The organism is Nocardia sp. JMUB6875, from assembly GCF_041154655.1.
Taxonomy (GTDB): domain Bacteria; phylum Actinomycetota; class Actinomycetes; order Mycobacteriales; family Mycobacteriaceae; genus Nocardia.
The window spans coordinates 36,694-53,956 of sequence record NZ_BAAFGR010000011.1 but is presented as its reverse complement, the minus strand read 5'-3'; the positions used below and the strand labels follow the sequence as shown (position 1 = coordinate 53,956).

The window sequence follows — 17,263 nt, the reverse complement described above, 5'->3', positions numbered from 1 at the left end:
CGTTTCGGATAGATCTGATCAGTTGTTCAAAAGAACTTCCGCGATCTGAATGGTGTTGAGCGCGGCGCCCTTCCGGAGATTGTCACCGGAGATGAACAGCGCCAGCCCGCGACCGTCCGGCACGCCCGGATCCTGGCGGATGCGGCCGACGAGCGATTCGTCGATGCCCGCGGCGGCAAGGGGGGTTGGCACGTCGGTGAGTTTCACACCGGGAGCCTTCGCCAGCAGTTCCTCGGCGCGCTCGACCGAAAGCGGCCGGGCGAACTCGGCATTGATCGACAGCGAGTGGCCGGTGAAGACCGGGACGCGCACGCAGGTGCCGCTGACCAGCAGGTCCGGCAGACCCAGGATCTTGCGGGACTCGTTGCGCAGCTTCTGGTCCTCGTCGGTCTCGCCGCTGCCGTCGTCCACCAGCGAACCGGCGAGCGGGATCACGTCGAAGGCGATGGGCGCCACGTACTTGTTCGGGGCCGGGAAGTCCACGGCCGAACCGTCGTGCACCAGCTTCTCGGCATCGCCGATGACCGCGCGCACCTGGCTCGCGAGTTCCTCGACACCGGCCAGACCCGAACCGGAAACCGCCTGGTAGCTGGACACGATCAGGCGCTGCAGGCCCGCCTCGTCGTGCAGCACCTTCAACACCGGCATGGCCGCCATGGTGGTGCAGTTCGGGTTGGCGATGATGCCCTTGACCAGGTTGCGGGTCGCTTCCGGGTTCACCTCGGAGACGACCAGCGGCACCTCGGGATCCTTGCGCCAGGCCGAGGAGTTGTCGATGACGGTGACACCGGCCGCGGCGAAGCGCGGGGCCTGCACCCGGGACATGGTGGCGCCGGCCGAGAACAGCGCGATGTCCAGTCCGCTCGGGTCGGCGGTCTCGGTGTCCTCGACCACGATGTCCTTGCCGCGGAACGGCAGCGTCTTGCCCGCCGAGCGCGAGGAGGCGAAGAACCGCACCTCATCGGCCGGGAAGTCGCGCTCCTCCAGCAGCTTTCGCATGACCGCGCCGACCTGACCGGTCGCGCCGACGACGCCTACACGCACACCCATGACCTATCGCCCCGTTCCGCCGTGCACCACGGCGACCTCGTCGCCGCCCAGATCGAACGCCGAGTGCAGCACCTTCACGGCCTCGTCCAGGTCGGTGTCCTTGACCAGCACCGAGATCCGGATCTCGGAGGTCGAGATGAGGTCGATGTTGATGCCGGCCTCGGCGAGCGACTCGCAGAAGGTGGCGGTCACGCCCGGATGCGACTTCATGCCCGCGCCGACCAGCGACACCTTGCCGATGTGGTCGTCGTACACGACCTGGGAGAAGCCGATATCGCCCTGCCGCTTGGTGAGCAGCTCGACGGCGCGCGGGCCCTCCAGCTTGGGCAGGGTGAAGGTGATGTCGGTCTTGCCGGTCTCCACCTTCGAGATGTTCTGCAGCACCATGTCGATATTGATCTCGGCATCGGCGACCGCGCGGAACACCTTGGCGGCGTAGCCCGGCTCGTCCGGAATGCCGACCACGGTCACCTTGGCCTCGCTGCGGTCGTGCGCGACGCCCGTGAGGATTGCTTGCTCCAAGGGGATGTCCTCCATCGATCCGGTAATCATGGTGCCCGTCTTGTCGGTGTACGAGGACCGCACGTGGACGGGCACGTTGTAGCGGCGCGCGTACTCGACGCAACGCAGCATGAGAACTTTCGAGCCGCAGGCGGCCATCTCCAGCATTTCCTCGTAGGAGACGGTGTCCAACTTCTGGGCGTCGGAGACGATGCGCGGGTCGGCGGAGAAGACGCCGTCCACATCGGTGTAGATCTCGCAGACATCGGCATTGAGCGCGGCGGCCAGCGCGACGGCGGTGGTGTCGGAACCACCGCGACCCAGCGTGGTCACGTCCTTGCTGTCCTGGCTCACGCCCTGGAAGCCGGCGACCAGCACGATGGTGCCCTCGCCGAGCGCCTGCTGCACCCGGCCGGGGGCCACATCGATGATCTTGGCGTTGCCGTGCGTGCCGGTCGTGATGACACCGGCCTGCGAACCGGTGAACGAGCGGGCCTCGGCGCCCAGCGAGTGAATGGCCATGGCCACCAAGGCGTTGGAGATGCGCTCACCGGAGGTGAGGAGCATGTCCATCTCGCGGGCCGGGGCGGCCGGTGCGACCTGCTGGGCCAGATCCAGGAGTTCGTCGGTGGTATCGCCCATGGCCGAGCACACGACGACCACATCGTGGCCCTGCTTCTTGGTCTCGATGATCCGCTCGGCGACCCTACGGATGCGCTCGGCGGTGGCGACCGAGGATCCTCCGTACTTCTGGACGACTAGAGCCACGGCGGAAATCCTCCAAGATCGACAAACTGCTGCTACCGACCCACAAGAGTACCGGCCGAGGTCCTGCGGATTTCCGCCCACCTCCTCTTACTTGGCGAACAAGGCGTTGAACAGCCAGTGGTACTTGGTGTTCTGGAAGGCGGCGATCGACCACTCACCCCCGGTGCGGACGACCACGTACTGCACCATCTTGGTGTTGAAGCGAGTGCGCTTCTTGTTCCCCTTCACCACCGCGCCCATCCCGTGCACGAGCGCCACGTCCGGCGCTACGAAGCGCACCGAGGTGATCTCGCCGATGGTGCGGGTGCCCTTCAGGTACTTCGCGAACAGCGGTACGTGCGAGGCCTCGATGGCCTCGCGCCCCTTCAGGCGCTGGCCGAACCAGGTCGTGTAGTCCGCGTCCGGGGCGAAGACGGCCGCGAACGCCGCGGCGTCCCCGGCCTCCCAGGCCCGGTCGGCGCTGGCCAGCAGGTCGCGGATGGCGGTTTCGTCGGTGAGTTGCTGCGTGGTCATGACCCCTCCAGGTATCTGCTCAGATCATCAACTGATTGAGTAAGTAGTTGAATGAGTAAGATATTGTCCGAGTAAGACTAAGCTGTCAACCGATGACCGAGAAATCAGGGAAAACCCCGACCCACGAGGAGCTGGGGGCCGCGCTCACCTTCGCCGCCCAGCGCAGCGCCACCGATGCCGTCATGCTGCACGGCGCCATGGCCGACCGGCTCGGCCTGCACGTCACCGACCTGCGCTGCCTCAATATGCTGCGGATCGGCGGACCGGCCACCGCCGGGGAACTCGCCCAGCGCACCGGCCTGACCACCGGGGCCATCACCCGGATGATCGACCGGCTGCTGAAGGGCGGTTTCGTTCGGCGCGAACACGATTCGAAGGATCGGCGGCGGGTGATCGTGACCGCGATCCCCGAACGCATCGACGAGATCGCGCCGCACTACGAGGTGCTGGCCCGCGAATTCGGCAAGATCGCCGGTGATTACAGCGATGAGCAGCTGGAACTGCTGCTCGAGATCTTCAACCGGCTGCACGAGACCTCGCTGCGGGTCACCACGCTGCTACGCGAAAGCGACTGAGCCCGAAGGACTCAGCCGCTTTCGAAGTGGGATCAGCCGATCAGGCCCGGTCGAGCCAGGTGACCTGTTCGCCGCTGGCGAATTCCCGGCGTTCGGTCACGGTGAACCGGGCCGGACTGAACTTGCCGGAGAACACCGGGATCCCCGCGCCCGCGATCACCGGGTAGGACTTGAGCACGAGCTGGTCGATCTCGTCGATCAGCTGCCCGGCGAGGTCGGCGCCGCCACAGAGCCAGATGTTCTTGCCCGCTTCCTTCTTCAATCGCCGGACCAGTTCGACCGGGTCGCCCGAGACGATGTCGACCTGCGGGTTGTCCACCGGCTCGAGGGTCTTCGAGAAGACGTACTGCTTCAAATGGTTGTAGGGGCTGTCGACGCCGATGGCGAGGCCGGGCTCATAGGTGCCGCGACCCATGACCAGCGTGTCGAAGTCCACGTTCGGGGCGTCGACCGCCACGCCGAAATGCTCGCGGAGGTCGGTCGGCAGCGTGTCCGGGTAGCGCTCGGCGATCCACGCCAGGATCTCGTCGGACATCCCGAAGAAGTCGAACTGCCCCTCCGGACCAGCGATGAAGCCGTCGAGGGTGACGCCGACGTAGTAGACGAGCTTTCGCATGTTGTACCGCCTTGTTCGTAGTACTATGTCCGTAGTGATTACGAATATAGTACTACGGATGGAGTGGTGTCAATGGCCCGGACGAACCCGGAGCGGCGGAACGCGTTGATCGACGCAGCCATCGAGGTGCTGGCCCGCGACGGAGCGCGCGGGCTGACGTTCCGCGCGGTCGACAAGGAGGCGGGGGTGCCCGCGGGTACGGCCTCGAACTACTTCCCCAATCGGGACGAGCTCCTGCTGCAGGCCGGGCACCGCTACTACGAGCGGCTACAACCCAGCGCCGAGACCATGGACCACCTGTTCACCGGCCCGCGCACCCGCGAGACCATCGCCGAGCTCATGCGCGAAACCGTCGGGCGGATCACCGATTTCCGCACCGGCTACCTGGCGTTGCTGGAATTGCGCCTGGAGGCCGCGCGCCGACCGGAGTTGCAGGCGGTGCTCACCGAGCGGGTGCGCGCCGATATCGACTTCAATGTGCGCAATCACCTGGAGGCCGGTCTGCCCGGCGACGCCGACTCGGTGCTGCTGCTGTATCTGGCCCTCAACTGGCTCATTGTCGAAAGGCTCACGCTGCCAGGAATTTTCACCGAGGAGGAGGCGGGGCGGCTGATTCGGGTCGCGGTCGAGCGCGCCATCCCGACCTTGTGACGAGCATCACTTCGGGCGAATAATCTAGGGGCATGCGAGCGAGTGTCGGTGACCATCTGGTCATTCATGGACGCAATGTCGGACTTCCCGACCACACCGCGGAAATCGTGGAAGTGCGTGGCGCGGAGGGGGAACCGCCCTACGTCGTGCGCTTCCCCGACGGGCGGACCAGCCTGGTGTTCCCGGGTCCCGACTCGGTGGTGAAGCCCGGCTAGCGAAACTATTTACGATTTCCCTCCGGGGTGCGCGGATTCCCATGTCAGCCAGGGAAAACCGGTCGCACAAGACCGACCAGTCGGTAAGAAGCAGCGGTCGACACAGTTGACTCTCGAAGCGACGCTGGTCACAATCGGTCCCCGAGTGGAGGGTAGATATGCGCACGAAAACTGATCACCGGTTCGTCATCGACATCGATCCCGACCAGGTGATGGATGCTCTGCTCATGGTCGAGCAGATGCCCGACTGGTCGCCCTCCCACCAGGATGTCCGGGTCGCCACCCGCGACAAGTTCGGCCGCCCCAAACGGGTCTACGTGTCGGCCAACCTGATGGGCCGCCCCGACCGGCAGGTCGTCGAGTACACCTGCACCGAGAACCGCGTCGAGTGGCGGGTCTCCGAGTCCAGCGCCGGAGCCGGCGGCAAGGGCTGGTTCGACCTCGCCGAAACCGAGGACGGCGCCACAGAAGTCTGGTACCACTCCGAGATCTACCTGCCGATTCCCGCGCCCGGCATGATCATGAAGCGCAGCGCGCGCCGCGAGGGCGAGGCGATGATCAGCAACTTCGTCGCCTTCGTCGAGGCGGTCACCGGCGTCGAGGGACTCGGCGACGCGGACGAGGCGACCTACGCCGAACCGGCCGCGGCCACCGAATACGAGCAGTCCGGCGGCGGCTTCGTGCAGCCCGGCTACGGCCAGCGGATGGAATACGGCCGCAATTTCGAGCCTGGCTTCGGTACGGCCTGACCAATTTCCGGGCAATATGTCCCTCATGCCCGGTCCCGCACGCACGCGCATGATGCCGGTCGCCGAAGACGCCTCGGTGACCCAGCTGGAACTGTTCTTCGACCTGGTGATCGTCTTCGCCTTCACGATGGTCACCGATTTCGCCGCGCACGAGACCACCGCGGTCAATCTGCTGCGCGCCCTGCTGATCCTGGCCATGCTCTGGTGGGCGTGGATCGGCTACTCCTGGCTCGGCAATGTGGTCAAGGCCGACGAGGGCATCGCCCGGGTCGCCATGTTCGTGGCCATGGGCGGCGCCTTCATGATCGCGCTGACCATTCCCGAGTCCTTCCACGATCTGCCGGGCGGCTGGTACGGGCCGCTGGTCTACGTCATCGCCTACCTGGCCGTGCGCCTGGTCCACCTGACCGTGTTCTGGATGGCCAGCGCCACCGACGCCCAGCTGCGGCGGCAGGTGATCCGCTGGGCCGCAGGCTCACTCAGCGTGGCCACCGTGCTGCTGGTGATCGGCGCGCTGAGCCACGGGACCACACAGCTGGTGCTCTGGCTGGCGGCGCTGGCCTGGGAGATGACCTCGACCTACTTCGCGGGCGACGAATGGCGGCTCTACTCGGCCTCGCACTTCGCCGAGCGGTACGGGCTGATCGTCATCATCGCGCTGGGCGAATCCATCGTGTCGATCGGCGTCGGCGTGGCCGGGCTGCCGATCTCGTGGTCGATCACCGTGGGTTCGATGCTGGGCCTGGCGGTGGCGGGCCTGCTGTGGTGGGCCTACTTCGACGTGGCGGCGCTGGTCGTGGAGCACGCCATGCACCGGGCCGGAGGTGAGCGCCGCATCCAGATCGCGCGCAACTGCTACACCTTCTGGCACTTCCCGATGATCGCCGGAATCGTGGCCATGGCACTGGGTTTGAAGAAGGTGCTCAGCTACGTCGGTGGGGCGCAAGGGCATTCGCTCAGTGATGAGCTGCACGGGATCCCGTTGTTCGCGCTCTACGGCGGCGTGGTGGCGTACCTGATCGCGCTGGTCGGGTTCCGGCACTACGCGACCGGGAAGGTGCTGGTGCCGCGCGTGGTCGCGGCGGTGGTGCTGCTGCTGTTGATTCCGCTCGCGTCGGCGCTGCCCGCCCTGGCCGCGCTGGGCATGCTGTGCGCGGTCCTGCTGGCCTTGATCGGGTTCGAGGTCGTCCGGTATGCCCAGCCGCGCGATCTGATCCGGCACGGGCTGGACTGAGGGGTCGCACGCGGCTTCGGGGCTCAGGCGCGGGGCCGGTGGTCGATGGACTCGGCCACCCGCTCCCCCGCGTGCACGGCCGCGCGGATCTGATTGATGTTCTCGCGCAGCGCATCCGCCACCAGTTCGTCGGTGCGCGGATCGGCCAGCACCTGGAAGACCACGCGGAAACTGGCGTCGGCGATGCCGCGAATGATGTCCTCGTGGAACGGGACATAGCGCACCCGGCCCAATTGCGGGTCCTGCCGGATGATTTCGAGGATCATCTGGTCGATCTCGGAGCGGTTCTCCTCCAGCGCGCTCGCGATATTGCGGGTGTACCGGCCCGTCCGCAACACGTCGGCGACCTCCTCGAGCACCGCCACGGTCACCGGGCGCTTGATCGCGTCGACGATCGCTCCGACCGACCGGTTCACGAGGGCGGCGGTGATGCGGTCGCCGAAGGCGCGGTCGGCGACCCGGCCCAGCCGGACCGCGATCACCACGATGCGCAGCAACCGGAAGCCGCGGAAGAACGGGCTGGTCACCGGGATCATGCCCAGGACCTCGTACCAGTAGACGAAGGGGAAGGTCCAGCTCCAGCCCTCGCGCCGCCAGCGCCACAGGAATTCGGCCAGGAACACCGCGCAGATGCCGTAGTCGAGGATTCGGATGACCCGGTAGGTCTGGTCCGCGACCGGGAAGAACGTCACCCAGACGACCAGCGCGACGGAGACCACCGCGAGGGCGAGCATGACGAAGTCCATCCACAGGACCGGTGGCTTGTGGGGAAACTCCTCCGCCTCCGGTGCGCCGGCCTCGATCACGACGTCCCCTTCCTCATCGAACGGTCCCGCCAGCGTAGTCGGCGCAAATGACCGGGAAGGGGGTCTGCGGTGCGAATTACCGCTCCGCGGTGTGCGACCTACCGCCCGGCGCGGATGATCGCCTCGATATTGCGTTCGGCCACAGCGGTAATGGTGAGCGACGGGTTCACCGTGGCGGTGCTGCCCGGAATGGCGGCGCCGTCCATGACGTACAGACCCGGGTGCCCGTGCACCCGGCCGTACCCGTCGGTGGCCTGTCCCAGCACCGCGCCGCCCAGCGGGTGCGCGGTGAAGAAGCCTTGCGCGTCATAGCCGATCGGCGTGTAGTCGACCATCGAGCCGCCCGCGTGCGCCACCTTGTGATCGACCGCGCGGCACGCGGCCACCACCCGATCCTGCGCCTCCCGGGGCCAGCTCAGCCCGACGGCATTGCGGCCGCGGTCGTAGCCGAAGCGGGCGCGGGTCGGATCCAGCACGATGCCCAGCGAGGCGATCGCGCCGGTGTCCACGGGAATGCCCGGGACGTACCAGTTTTCGAGGTGCAGCGGCATGCCCGACTCGTCGAGGATGCGGCTGGCGCTGGGCACGCCGCCGCCGGCCGCGGACGGCGAGGTGAAGCTGCGCGCCAGCACCACATCGCCATTGGTGCCCCAGCCGTCGCCCACGTGCTCGTTGAGATTGGGCAGGGCGCCGGTGGCCTGGGCGCGCACCAGCAGTTCGGAGGTGCCGATCGAGCCCGCGCCCAGGAACAGGCGATCGCAGGTGAGGGTGCGGGTGCCCAGCACCTGGCCGGTGGGGGAAAGCTTGGTCACCGACACCACGTACTTGCCGGAGCCGTCCTGGCCGATGGAGTCGACCCGGTGGCCCGGGAAGATGGCCGATTTGCCGGTGCCCTCGGCGTAGCGCAGATAGTTCTGGTTCAGATCGAACTTGGCGCCGTTGGAGTTTCCGAGATTGCTGCGCGCCGCGGTCGCCGACGCGCGGCAGCCGCCCGACAGTTCGGAGCGGATGACATCCCAGTTGAAGATCGAATCATTGGCCTGCGGTTCGTATCCCGCGGCCCGCACCTGCTGATCCCACATGCGGGAGTGGGCGAAGGGCGCGGAGTCGTAGACGTCGGGCGGCATGGTGGACAGCCGCAGCATCTGCCGGACCCGCGGGTAGTAGACCGAATCCAGTTCGTCGTAGCTCACCACGCCCCGGAAGACCTGGTCGAACAGGTGCTTCGGCGGCGCGACCATGGCGCCGGTGAACACGATCGACCCGCCGCCGACCGCCGCGGCCCGCCACACGTCGATGCCCGGGTACTCGGTGACATCCAGGACGCCGCCGAAATCCGCGCACGGCATGGGCACCCGGGTGACGCCGGTGAAGCTGGTGCGATGCCAGAAGCCGCGGCCGTCGGGCAGATCGTCGCCGGTGAAGATCTCCCGCCAGGGATCGTTGGGCCAGCGGGAACCGCGTTCCAGCACCGAGTTCTGCACGCCCGCCTCGGCCAGGCGCAGCGCGGTCACCGCGGCGCCGAAACCGGAGCCGATGACGATGGCGTCGCTGTGTTCGGGCGGATCCGGTAGCGGCGCGAAGATTTCCGGCACCCAGGCCTGGAACAGCGCGTTCCACAGCGGATTGGCCGAGGCCGTACCGGCGCCGCGCGTGGCGGCACCCGTCCCGGCGCCCGCCAGCAGGGCCGCCATCCCGGCAGCCTTGAGCACGGCGCGTCTACGCAACCGGCCACCTCCCTCTGTACGCATGGCCGCGCGCGAGATTACCGGGAGGGCGGAGACCCCTCAACACCTTCGTGAGGAATCACAGCCGGAATGGAACCGATCAGGCGCGCAGGCGTTCCCGGCGCAACTGGTCGACCTCCGGGAGATCCAGCGGCGGAAGCGAATCCACGCCCAGGGCCCGGCAGAGGAGATAGTCGGCGAGTTCCGGGTTGCGGGCCAGCGCCGGGCCGTGCATGTAGGTGCCGAGCACCGAACCCTGCACGACGCCCTCGAGGCCGTCGCCCACGCCGTTGCCGACGCCCTTGGTGACGCGCGCCAGCGGCTTGGCGTCCCCGCCGAGTTTGGTTCCGCCACGGTGGTTCTCGAAGCCGGTGAGGGGCTGGGAGAGGCCGGGGATCAGCGGCTGGGTGGCGACCTCGCCGATGGCGCGCTTGTCCTGCGGCGAGGTGGTGACGTCGAAGAGGCCGACGCCGTCGACCCGTTCGCCCGAGGAGGTCTCGTACCAGTGGCCGAGCACCTGGATGGCCGCGCAGATGGCCAGCACCGGCGCGCCGCGCCCGGCGGCCTCCTGCAGGCCCGGGTAGCGCTGCAGGTGGCGGGTGGCCAGGCGCTGGGCGCTGTCCTCCGCGCCGCCCAGGGTGTAGACGTCGAGCGAGTTGGGAACCGGCTCGGTGAGCGGGATTTCGATGATCTCGGCGGTGTAGCCGCGCATACGGGCGCGCTGGCGCAGCACCACGGCATTGCCGCCGTCGCCGTAGGTGCCCATGACGTCGGGCAGGACGAGGCCGATGCGGACGGTCGATTCGCTGCTCATGCCTTGACCCCCTGCTGCTCGGCGAGATCGCGATTCAGGTCGCGGAACGCGGTGTAGTTGGCCAGCACCTCGACGCGGCCGGGCGGGCAGGACGCGATGGCGCGCAAGGGATCCGCGACGGTGATGTGCTCGACTCCAGCGTAGGTCAGGCGCACCGCGAGATCGGTGGCCCGCTCGCCCGCGGCCACCACCTGGGTGCCCTCGAAGTGCTCGAAGCGCACATCCCACAGCCAGGACAGGTCCTCGCCGTCGGGCACCTGGCCGTTGACCGCGATCACCAGACCCGTTGCGGCCGGGTCGATCATGGACAGCGCCTCCTGCCAGCCGGCCGGATTCTTGGCCAGCAGCATGCGGGTGCTGCGGCCGTCCACGTCCACGCTGCGGTAGCGGCCCGCGATCTCGCGCACGGTGCCGGTGGCGGCGGCGGCCTTCACCGGATCCGCACCCAGCGCGACGGCGGCGGCCACGGCCTGGGCCGCGTTGCCCCGATTCGCCCGTCCCGGAAGGGCAAGGGAGAGCGGGATTTCCAATCCATTCGGCCCGTGCAGCCCCTGCTCGTCGACCCGCCACTGCGGCTCCGGACGCTTGAAATCCGCGCCGGTGCTGTACCAGTGCTCGCCCTCCCACACGATGGGCTCGCCGCTGCGCGGGCAGCTGGTGGCGTCCACCGACCAGCCGCTGCCGGCCGACACCCACACCACGTTCGGGTGGTCGTAGGCGATGGAGGTCACCAGCACGTCATCGCAGTTGGCGATGAGCACGGCCGCGGGATGCCGGGCCATGCCCTCGCGCAGGCGGCGCTCGATCATGTTGATCTCGCCGACCCGGTCGAGCTGGTCGCGGGAGAGATTCAGCAACACCACGACCGACGGGTTCAGCGCGTCGGCGACATGCGGCAGATGCAGTTCGTCCACCTCGATGGCCGCGAGCGGCGCGGTGCGGTGCGCGGTGAGCGCGGCCACGATGCCCGCGTCCATGTTGGCGCCGTCGGCCTGGGTGGCGACGCTGCCGAGTCCTCGGCCATTGGCAGAGCCGAGCGTCTGCAGCGCCGCGGTGGTCATGCGGGTGGTGGTCGACTTGCCGTTGGTGCCGGTGATCAGCACCGTGCGCTTGCCGCGACCCAGTTGCGCCATGAGCGAGGGGTCGATCTTCAGCGCGATCAGCCCGCCGATCATGGAGCCGTTGCCGCGCCCGGCCCGCCGGGAGGCCCACGAGGCGGCCGTCGCCGCCCGCAGCGCCAGCTGTCCGCGCATCGAGATGTCTGCCACGACGCGAGTTTATGGGGACGGCGGGTGTGACGTGCGGGCGGTGCCCGGGCCGCGGACGTGAGCTACGCCGCACTCAGCTCTTGTACAGCAGCTCCTCGTAGTGATTGGCGTAGTAATCCTCCAGCTGCTCCACGGTTTCCGGAGTCGCCGGCTGCAGTTCCTTGACCATGGTCGCGTGCGAGGGCATATCGACCTCGGCCCACTTCTCCGGCTTCCACAGGTTGCTGCGCAGCATGGCCTTGGCGCAGTGGAAGAAGATCTGCTCGATGTCGATCTCGATGGCCAGGATCGGGCGATGGCCCTTGACCACCATGTCGTCGAAATACGGTGCGTCCCGGACCAGCCGGGCGCGGCCGTTCACGCGCAGCGTCTCGCCGCGGGTGGGGATCAGGAACAGCACGCCCACATGGGGATTGGACAGGATGTTCAGGTAGCCGTCGGCGCGGCGATTGCCCGGGCGCTCGGGAATCACGATGGTGTGATCGTCGAGCACCTTCACGAAACCGGCCGGATCACCCTTCGGGGAGGCGTCGCAATTCCCCTCGGCGTCACTGGTGGACAGCACCACGAACGGCGTATTCGCGATCCACTGCTTGTCCCGCTCGTGCAGCGCGACGCGCTCCTTGGCGACGGCGCGCGGGTTCGGCTCCCCCAGGAGTTCACGCAGTTCGGCCGGGTCGGTGATCTCGCTCATGACTCGATTCAACGCGCCCGGCACACCTGCGCACCAGCGAATTTCCCCCGTTGTGAGAAATTCCCTAGGCGTCGAACATATTCGGCTGCCCCGCCGCGAAGCGGGCCGTGTCCAGCTGCCGGAACGGTTCGAGCGCTTCCGAGCGGTAGAGCGTGAACAGCTTGCAGCGCGGGGCATCCGAGCCGGAGACGTCGAGGATCTTGTTGACGGCCGTGCGGGCCGCCTCGGACGCACCCTCCATGGTGGCGAGGTCCACGTTGGTGCGTACGTAATCGCCTGCCAGATACAGGTTTCCGAGTGCGGCGCTGTGCGATTCCGGGCGCAGCGCCCAGGATCCGGCCGTATTGATCAGCAGCGGATCGGCATTGGTATTGCGCTTCTGCGCGGCATCCCAGCCGATTCCGGTGTCGAGGAACCAGGAGTGCAGATCGTCGTCGCGCAGCAGATCGGCCCGATCATTGAGGTGCGCCTTGAGCTGTGCCCACACCTCGCGGGCGATCTCCTCGTGCGTGCACTCCTTGGCCGTCTTGCCGTAGAGCATGCCGGGGGTGTTCCAGTCGGAGATGTCCACCGACAGGCAGTCCTGCACGGTGCCGTCGCCCATACCGGTGACCGGCGTGCGGTTCCAGAACTGGCCCTGGGAGATGGAGGTCAGCGACCACGGCGAATCCACATACGCGACATGGCCGCGCGCGATATCGGTGCGGCGGCGCAGGAAGAACTGGATACCGGTCATCCAGTCCACGGTGAGCTGGCTCATGCCCGCCAATTCCGGTCGCAGCGACAGGATCTCGGGGGTCCACAGGGTGCGGGCCACCTCTACCGGCATGGCGCTCACGAAGTGGTCGGCGGTGACCGTCTGGGCCGATCCGGACGAATCGACCACGCGCGCACCGGAGATGCGGGCGCCGTCGAGCTCCAGGCCGCGCACCTCGGCATTGACGAAGGTGACACCCAGTTCCCGGAGCCGGTTCACCCACGGGTCGATCCACGCCTCGTTGGTGGCCCCGTTCAGGAGCCGGTCCAGCGCACCGTCATTGGCGACCTCGAGCGGGTTGCCGAGGAACTGCTCGCCCATGGTGCCGATGGTCAGGGTGCTGGCCTTGTCCTCCTTGGCGGCCACCAGCAGCGTGGTGAGCGTCCGCGAGAGCAGCATGCGAAATTCGTTGGAGCGCTTGCCCGCACCGACGTAGTCGCGCCAGGAGACCTGGTCCCATTGGCCGTAGCGGCGGGCGTCGCAGCTGGTGTTGAAGACCAGCAGGCGATTCGCGAAGTAGAGGGCGTCCGCGGTGCCCATGCTGGTGGATGTCGCGATGGCCGAGCCGACCGTCTCCCGGAAGTCGGCCGGGGTGGACCAGATCTTGCCGAACTTGCCCATGGGGATGAGGGTGTCGTCCGCGTCGGTGCGCGAGAACCGGGCCTCCGGGGCGGCGACCAGGTTGTCCCACACACCGTTGGCATTGCCCGCGAACGGGATTCGCCGCATGGTGTCGGGGATGTGGCGGTAGAAGCCGGGGAAGAACCGGAATCCGTGCTCACCCCACAGTTCCGGCCGCCCGTCCTTGCCGCTGCCCGGCACCACGATGCTGCGCGCCTTGCCGCCCAGCGCCCGCCGCTCGTAGACGGTCACCTCGAAGCCGCGTTCGGCCAGTTCGTGGGCGGCGGTCAGACCCGCGACTCCCCCGCCCAGCACCGCCACCCGACGCCCGGACTCGGCTCGGGCGGAGGTCGGCCGCGCGGCCCCCGCCGCCACCGTCCCCGCCATCGCCCCGGCCGCTACCGCTCCACGCAGCACTGTCCGCCGCGTGACGGACAAACGCTGTCCTGCCATACCCGTTACCTCCCACGCCTGGGGAGGATCCTAAGGAGCTGTCGCAGACAGATGGTCCGTTGGGGTGGAAATTTTCAGACTGATGCCCCGGAATTTTGGGGCTCGACGGCCCGCCGAGGTCGCGGTGAACGCTCCGACGATCACGATCACGGCTCCGACCAGGGCCAATGCCGACGGAGTCTCGTCCAGGAAGGCCCAGGAGGCCGCGATGCCGACGACCGGCACCGCCAGCGACAGCGGGGCCACCGTGCTCGCCGGGTAGCGGCTCATCAGATAGGTCCACAGGCCCGAACCGGCGATGGTGCCCAGCAGCACGATGTAGGCCAGGGCGGCGAAGGCGGGCCAGCCGCTCGGTGAGAAGGAGTCCAGCAGGTCGTTCCAGCCGGTGGTCGTGCCCTCGGTCAGCGCGGACAGCGTGAACATGGGGATCGGCGGCACCACGGCCATCCACAGGGTCAGGTGCAGCGGGTTGACGCCGTCGGATTCGGCCGCGGCCAAGCGGGAGCCGATATTGCCGAAGGCCCAGCCCAATCCGCCGAGCAGGGTCAGCAGCAGCGGCAGCAGCGCCGCGTGATGCGAACGGTCCCAACCGATCACGGCCATCCCGGCCATGGCCACCGCGATGCCCGCCAGCTGGATGCCGCGCAGCCGCTCCCGCAGGAAGACCGCGCCCAGCAGCACGGTGAACGGCGCGGACGACTGCAACACCAGCGACGACAGACCGGTCGGCATCCCGGTCCGCATGGCCGTGAACAGGAACGCGAACTGCAGGATCCCGAACCCGACCCCGTACAGCAGCAGCCACTTCCACGGCACCCGCGGCCGCGGCACGAAGATCAGCACCGGAATCGCGATCACGGCGAACCGCAGTCCCGCGAAGAAGAACGGCGGGAAGTGCTCCAGCCCCACATGAATGGCCAGAAAGTTCAGGCCCCACAGCACCACGACGGTGAGCCCGAGCAGTCGATCGCGATTGGTCATGCCGAAGATCTTGCGGGCGCTAATAGGTAAGAACAATCGAATAATTCTGCAAGAACGGTGTAGTACAACTTAACGGTGCAAACAGATCCACCCCGCTCGGTCCCGCCTCCACGCCGCGTCAGCCGGGACACGCCCGGCGATGCCACGCCGGATGTGTCGCGCGGTCCCACCCGCGCGGAGACCGGCACGCCGCCGAGCACCCCGGCCCGGGCGCGGCGGGTGGTCGCGGCCAAGCCGGTCGGAACCGAGCGGACGGAGACACCCGCCGGGCCGCTCATGTCGCTCGAGCGGCTGCGCGTGCTGCGCGAACTGGCCGATCGCGGAACGGTTGCCGCGGTGGCCGAAGCACTGTCGATGACGCCGTCGGCGGTGTCGCAGCAGTTGAAGGTATTGGCCCGGGAGGCGGGCGTGGCGCTCTTGGAACCCGACGGCCGGCGGGTGCGGCTGACCGATGCCGGGCGGGCGCTCGTGGTCCGGGCCGATGAGGTGCTCGAGGCGATGGAACGCGCGGTCACGGAGATGGCCGAGTATCGCGGATCGCCGCGCGGCCGGGTTCGGGTGGCGCTCTTCCCTTCCGGCGCGACGCTGCTGCTGCCGCATGTGCTGGCCGAGTTGGAGGGCAGCGGCGTGGAGATGGTGGCGGCCGACGAGGACGTGCCGCCGAGCGAGGTCCCGGGTTTGCTGGCCGATTACGACGTGGTCCTCACCCACCGCGACGAGCGCGCTCCCTCGCTGGGCGGGCCGCGCGTGGCGTCGCGGGTGCTCATGCGGGAACCGATCGATGTCGTGGTGGCTCCGGACCACCGGCTGGCCCGGCAGGGTGCGGTGGTGCCCGCCGAACTGTCCGATGAGACCTGGGTCAGCGTCCGCACCGGCTTCCCGGTCGACGATGTGCTGCGCTCGATCGCCACGGTCACCGGTGTCCAGCCGCGAATCGCCCAGCGGCTCAACGAATTCAGCGTGATCGAGGCGCTGGTGGCCACCGGGTACGGCGTGGCGCTGATGCCGCGCTACGCGGTCCGCCATCCGGATCTCGTCATGCTGCGCCTGGCCGGTGTCCGCGCGGCCCGCGTCTACGACCTGGCCACTCGACCGCACGCCGACAAGCGCCCCGCGGTCGCCATGGTGATCGCCGCCTTCCGGGCCGCCGCCCGGCGCGCTACCGGGGCGGAGTAGCGGTCCCCGGCCACCCGAATTCAGCGGTTGACTTGGAGTGCACTCCAAGTTTTAGCGTGGCGGCATGAGCATTCGACTCGGGTATCAGATGCCGAACTTCAGCTACGGGGTCGCGCCGCGGGACTTGTTCCCGGCGGTGGTGGCGCAGGCGCGCGAGGCCGAGGCGGCGGGGTTCGACGCGGCCTTCGTCATGGACCACTTCTACCAATTGCCGCTGCTCGGGGCGCCCGAGGAGCCGATGCTGGAGGCGTACACGGCGCTGTCCGGGCTGGCGGCCTCGACCGAGCGGATTCAGTTGTCCGCCTTGGTGACCGGCAATACCTACCGGAACCCGGCGCTCACCGCCAAGACAGTCACCACCCTGGACGTGGTGAGCCGGGGGCGGGCCGTACTGGGCATCGGGGCCGGCTGGTTCGAGCTCGAGCACCAGGCCTATGGCTTCGACTTCGGCACCTTCACCGAGCGGTTCGAGAAGCTCGAGGAGGCCCTCGAGATCATCACGCCGATGCTGCGCGGACAGCACTCGACCCATGACGGCAAGTGGTACCGCACCCAGGACGCCATGAACGAGCCGCGGGTGCGCGACGACCTGCCGATCCTGCTCGGCGGTGGCGGCGAGAAGAAGACCTTCGGGCTGGCGGCGCGCTTCGCCGACCACCTCAACATCATCTGCAATGCCTCGGAGCTGCCGCGCAAGCTCGACGCCCTGCACGCCCGCCTGGACGAGGTGGGCCGCGATCCGAAGACCCTGGAGACCAGCTTCCTGGCCTTCGTCATCGTCGACGAGGACGGCGATCGCGCGCGCAAGACCCAGGCCGAGATGCTGGCCCGGATGGGCATCGCCGACCTGGGCGCCATTCCGACCGAGGCGCTGCGCAATACCCCGGCGGATCGCCAATTCGTCGGCACCCCGGACGAAGTCGCCGAGCAGATCCAGACGCGGGTGCTCGATCAGGGCATCGACGGCATCATCGTCAATATCGTCAACAACGGCCACGAGGCGGGTGTCGTCGAGCTGGCGGGTCGCGCGCTGGCTCCCCTGGTCGGGAACTAACTCTCCGGCAGCAGAATGCCCCGCGGTTCCGTTGAACCGC

Annotated in this window: 18 protein-coding genes; 7 read left to right on the top strand and 11 right to left on the bottom strand. The window is 68.1% G+C overall.

The genetic code is table 11. The features are described from left to right. Positions 1–18 precede the first annotated feature (18 nt). From ACAM49_RS04820 to ACAM49_RS04810, 3 genes are all read right to left on the bottom strand, one after another. Complete coding sequence (locus ACAM49_RS04820) at positions 19–1,050, bottom strand: aspartate-semialdehyde dehydrogenase (RefSeq protein WP_369634224.1); 1,032 nt, start codon at positions 1,048–1,050, stop codon at positions 19–21. 3 nt (positions 1,051–1,053) lie between these two features. Continuing rightward, positions 1,054–2,319: an aspartate kinase gene (locus ACAM49_RS04815; RefSeq protein ID WP_040802611.1), complete on the bottom strand. Its 1,266-nt coding sequence runs from the start codon at positions 2,317–2,319 to the stop codon at positions 1,054–1,056. Between the two features lie 87 nt (positions 2,320–2,406). Beyond that, a complete protein-coding gene (locus ACAM49_RS04810; RefSeq protein WP_369634223.1) occupies positions 2,407–2,832 on the bottom strand; it encodes an SgcJ/EcaC family oxidoreductase in 426 nt (141 codons plus the stop codon). Positions 2,833–2,924: 92 nt separating this feature from the next. Here ACAM49_RS04810 and ACAM49_RS04805 point away from each other — a divergent pair, with 92 nt between their 5' ends. Then, positions 2,925–3,407, top strand: coding sequence for a MarR family winged helix-turn-helix transcriptional regulator (locus ACAM49_RS04805; protein WP_369634222.1), 483 nt, complete (start codon positions 2,925–2,927; stop codon positions 3,405–3,407). 40 nt (positions 3,408–3,447) lie between these two features. Here ACAM49_RS04805 and ACAM49_RS04800 read toward each other — a convergent pair whose 3' ends face one another. After that, a complete protein-coding gene (locus tag ACAM49_RS04800; RefSeq protein ID WP_369634221.1) occupies positions 3,448–4,023 on the bottom strand; it encodes a dihydrofolate reductase family protein in 576 nt (191 codons plus the stop codon). Positions 4,024–4,095: 72 nt separating this feature from the next. Here ACAM49_RS04800 and ACAM49_RS04795 point away from each other — a divergent pair, with 72 nt between their 5' ends. The 4 genes from ACAM49_RS04795 to ACAM49_RS04780 all read left to right on the top strand — a co-directional run bounded on the left by ACAM49_RS04795 (position 4,096) and on the right by ACAM49_RS04780 (position 6,872). After that, entirely contained in the window at positions 4,096–4,674 is a 579-nt protein-coding gene (locus ACAM49_RS04795; RefSeq protein WP_369634220.1) for a TetR/AcrR family transcriptional regulator, read from the top strand. A 32-nt stretch (positions 4,675–4,706) separates the two neighbouring features. Beyond that, positions 4,707–4,889, top strand: coding sequence for a DUF1918 domain-containing protein (locus ACAM49_RS04790; protein WP_369634219.1), 183 nt, complete (start codon positions 4,707–4,709; stop codon positions 4,887–4,889). Between the two features lie 158 nt (positions 4,890–5,047). Beyond that, positions 5,048–5,638, top strand: coding sequence for an SRPBCC family protein (locus ACAM49_RS04785; protein ID WP_369634218.1), 591 nt, complete (start codon positions 5,048–5,050; stop codon positions 5,636–5,638). A gap of 25 nt (positions 5,639–5,663) precedes the next feature. Continuing rightward, entirely contained in the window at positions 5,664–6,872 is a 1,209-nt protein-coding gene (locus tag ACAM49_RS04780) for a low temperature requirement protein A (protein WP_369634217.1), read from the top strand. 23 nt (positions 6,873–6,895) lie between these two features. Here ACAM49_RS04780 and ACAM49_RS04775 read toward each other — a convergent pair whose 3' ends face one another. The 7 genes from ACAM49_RS04775 to ACAM49_RS04745 form a co-directional block, all read right to left on the bottom strand. Beyond that, the gene (locus tag ACAM49_RS04775; RefSeq protein WP_369634216.1) at positions 6,896–7,678 is read right to left on the bottom strand and encodes an ion transporter; all 783 of its coding nucleotides are present in this window, start codon (positions 7,676–7,678) and stop codon (positions 6,896–6,898) included. A gap of 98 nt (positions 7,679–7,776) precedes the next feature. After that, entirely contained in the window at positions 7,777–9,429 is a 1,653-nt protein-coding gene (locus ACAM49_RS04770) for a GMC oxidoreductase (protein WP_369634215.1), read from the bottom strand. Positions 9,430–9,505: 76 nt separating this feature from the next. Further along, positions 9,506–10,219 (bottom strand): type 1 glutamine amidotransferase, encoded by a 714-nt coding sequence (locus tag ACAM49_RS04765; protein WP_369634214.1) that lies wholly within the window; start codon positions 10,217–10,219, stop codon positions 9,506–9,508. Next, positions 10,216–11,472: a MurT ligase domain-containing protein gene (locus ACAM49_RS04760; RefSeq protein ID WP_369634249.1), complete on the bottom strand. Its 1,257-nt coding sequence runs from the start codon at positions 11,470–11,472 to the stop codon at positions 10,216–10,218. The genes ACAM49_RS04765 and ACAM49_RS04760 overlap by 4 nt, the downstream gene beginning before the upstream one ends. 88 nt (positions 11,473–11,560) lie before the next feature. Beyond that, a complete protein-coding gene (locus ACAM49_RS04755; protein WP_369634213.1) occupies positions 11,561–12,181 on the bottom strand; it encodes a pyridoxamine 5'-phosphate oxidase family protein in 621 nt (206 codons plus the stop codon). A gap of 64 nt (positions 12,182–12,245) precedes the next feature. After that, the gene (locus tag ACAM49_RS04750) at positions 12,246–14,012 is read right to left on the bottom strand and encodes an FAD-dependent oxidoreductase (protein ID WP_369634212.1); all 1,767 of its coding nucleotides are present in this window, start codon (positions 14,010–14,012) and stop codon (positions 12,246–12,248) included. Between the two features lie 30 nt (positions 14,013–14,042). Next, entirely contained in the window at positions 14,043–14,993 is a 951-nt protein-coding gene (locus ACAM49_RS04745; RefSeq protein WP_369634211.1) for an EamA family transporter, read from the bottom strand. Between the two features lie 276 nt (positions 14,994–15,269). On the opposite strand from ACAM49_RS04745, the gene ACAM49_RS04740 reads away from it, so the two are divergent. Both ACAM49_RS04740 and ACAM49_RS04735 read left to right on the top strand, forming a co-directional pair. Continuing rightward, complete coding sequence (locus ACAM49_RS04740; RefSeq protein WP_369634248.1) at positions 15,270–16,169, top strand: LysR family transcriptional regulator; 900 nt, start codon at positions 15,270–15,272, stop codon at positions 16,167–16,169. A gap of 64 nt (positions 16,170–16,233) precedes the next feature. Then, a complete protein-coding gene (locus tag ACAM49_RS04735; protein ID WP_369634210.1) occupies positions 16,234–17,223 on the top strand; it encodes an LLM class F420-dependent oxidoreductase in 990 nt (329 codons plus the stop codon). Positions 17,224–17,263: the final 40 nt, after the last annotated feature.

Bases quoted from the DNA above. Each gene is read 5' to 3' on its own strand.
- ACAM49_RS04805 (WP_369634222.1), top strand. From the start codon at position 2,925: ATGACCGAGAAATCAGGGAAAACCCCGACCCACGAGGAGCTGGGGGCC.
- ACAM49_RS04765 (WP_369634214.1), bottom strand. From the start codon at position 10,219: ATGAGCAGCGAATCGACCGTCCGCATCGGCCTCGTCCTGCCCGACGTC.
- ACAM49_RS04785 (WP_369634218.1), top strand. From the start codon at position 5,048: ATGCGCACGAAAACTGATCACCGGTTCGTCATCGACATCGATCCCGAC.
- ACAM49_RS04795 (WP_369634220.1), top strand. From the start codon at position 4,096: ATGGCCCGGACGAACCCGGAGCGGCGGAACGCGTTGATCGACGCAGCC.
- ACAM49_RS04820 (WP_369634224.1), bottom strand. From the start codon at position 1,050: ATGGGTGTGCGTGTAGGCGTCGTCGGCGCGACCGGTCAGGTCGGCGCG.
- ACAM49_RS04770 (WP_369634215.1), bottom strand. From the start codon at position 9,429: ATGCGTACAGAGGGAGGTGGCCGGTTGCGTAGACGCGCCGTGCTCAAG.
- ACAM49_RS04745 (WP_369634211.1), bottom strand. From the start codon at position 14,993: ATGACCAATCGCGATCGACTGCTCGGGCTCACCGTCGTGGTGCTGTGG.
- ACAM49_RS04755 (WP_369634213.1), bottom strand. From the start codon at position 12,181: ATGAGCGAGATCACCGACCCGGCCGAACTGCGTGAACTCCTGGGGGAG.
- ACAM49_RS04750 (WP_369634212.1), bottom strand. From the start codon at position 14,012: ATGGCAGGACAGCGTTTGTCCGTCACGCGGCGGACAGTGCTGCGTGGA.
- ACAM49_RS04810 (WP_369634223.1), bottom strand. From the start codon at position 2,832: ATGACCACGCAGCAACTCACCGACGAAACCGCCATCCGCGACCTGCTG.
- ACAM49_RS04735 (WP_369634210.1), top strand. From the start codon at position 16,234: ATGAGCATTCGACTCGGGTATCAGATGCCGAACTTCAGCTACGGGGTC.
- ACAM49_RS04740 (WP_369634248.1), top strand. From the start codon at position 15,270: ATGTCGCTCGAGCGGCTGCGCGTGCTGCGCGAACTGGCCGATCGCGGA.
- ACAM49_RS04780 (WP_369634217.1), top strand. From the start codon at position 5,664: ATGCCCGGTCCCGCACGCACGCGCATGATGCCGGTCGCCGAAGACGCC.
- ACAM49_RS04760 (WP_369634249.1), bottom strand. From the start codon at position 11,472: ATGCGCGGACAGCTGGCGCTGCGGGCGGCGACGGCCGCCTCGTGGGCC.
- ACAM49_RS04790 (WP_369634219.1), top strand. From the start codon at position 4,707: ATGCGAGCGAGTGTCGGTGACCATCTGGTCATTCATGGACGCAATGTC.
- ACAM49_RS04800 (WP_369634221.1), bottom strand. From the start codon at position 4,023: ATGCGAAAGCTCGTCTACTACGTCGGCGTCACCCTCGACGGCTTCATC.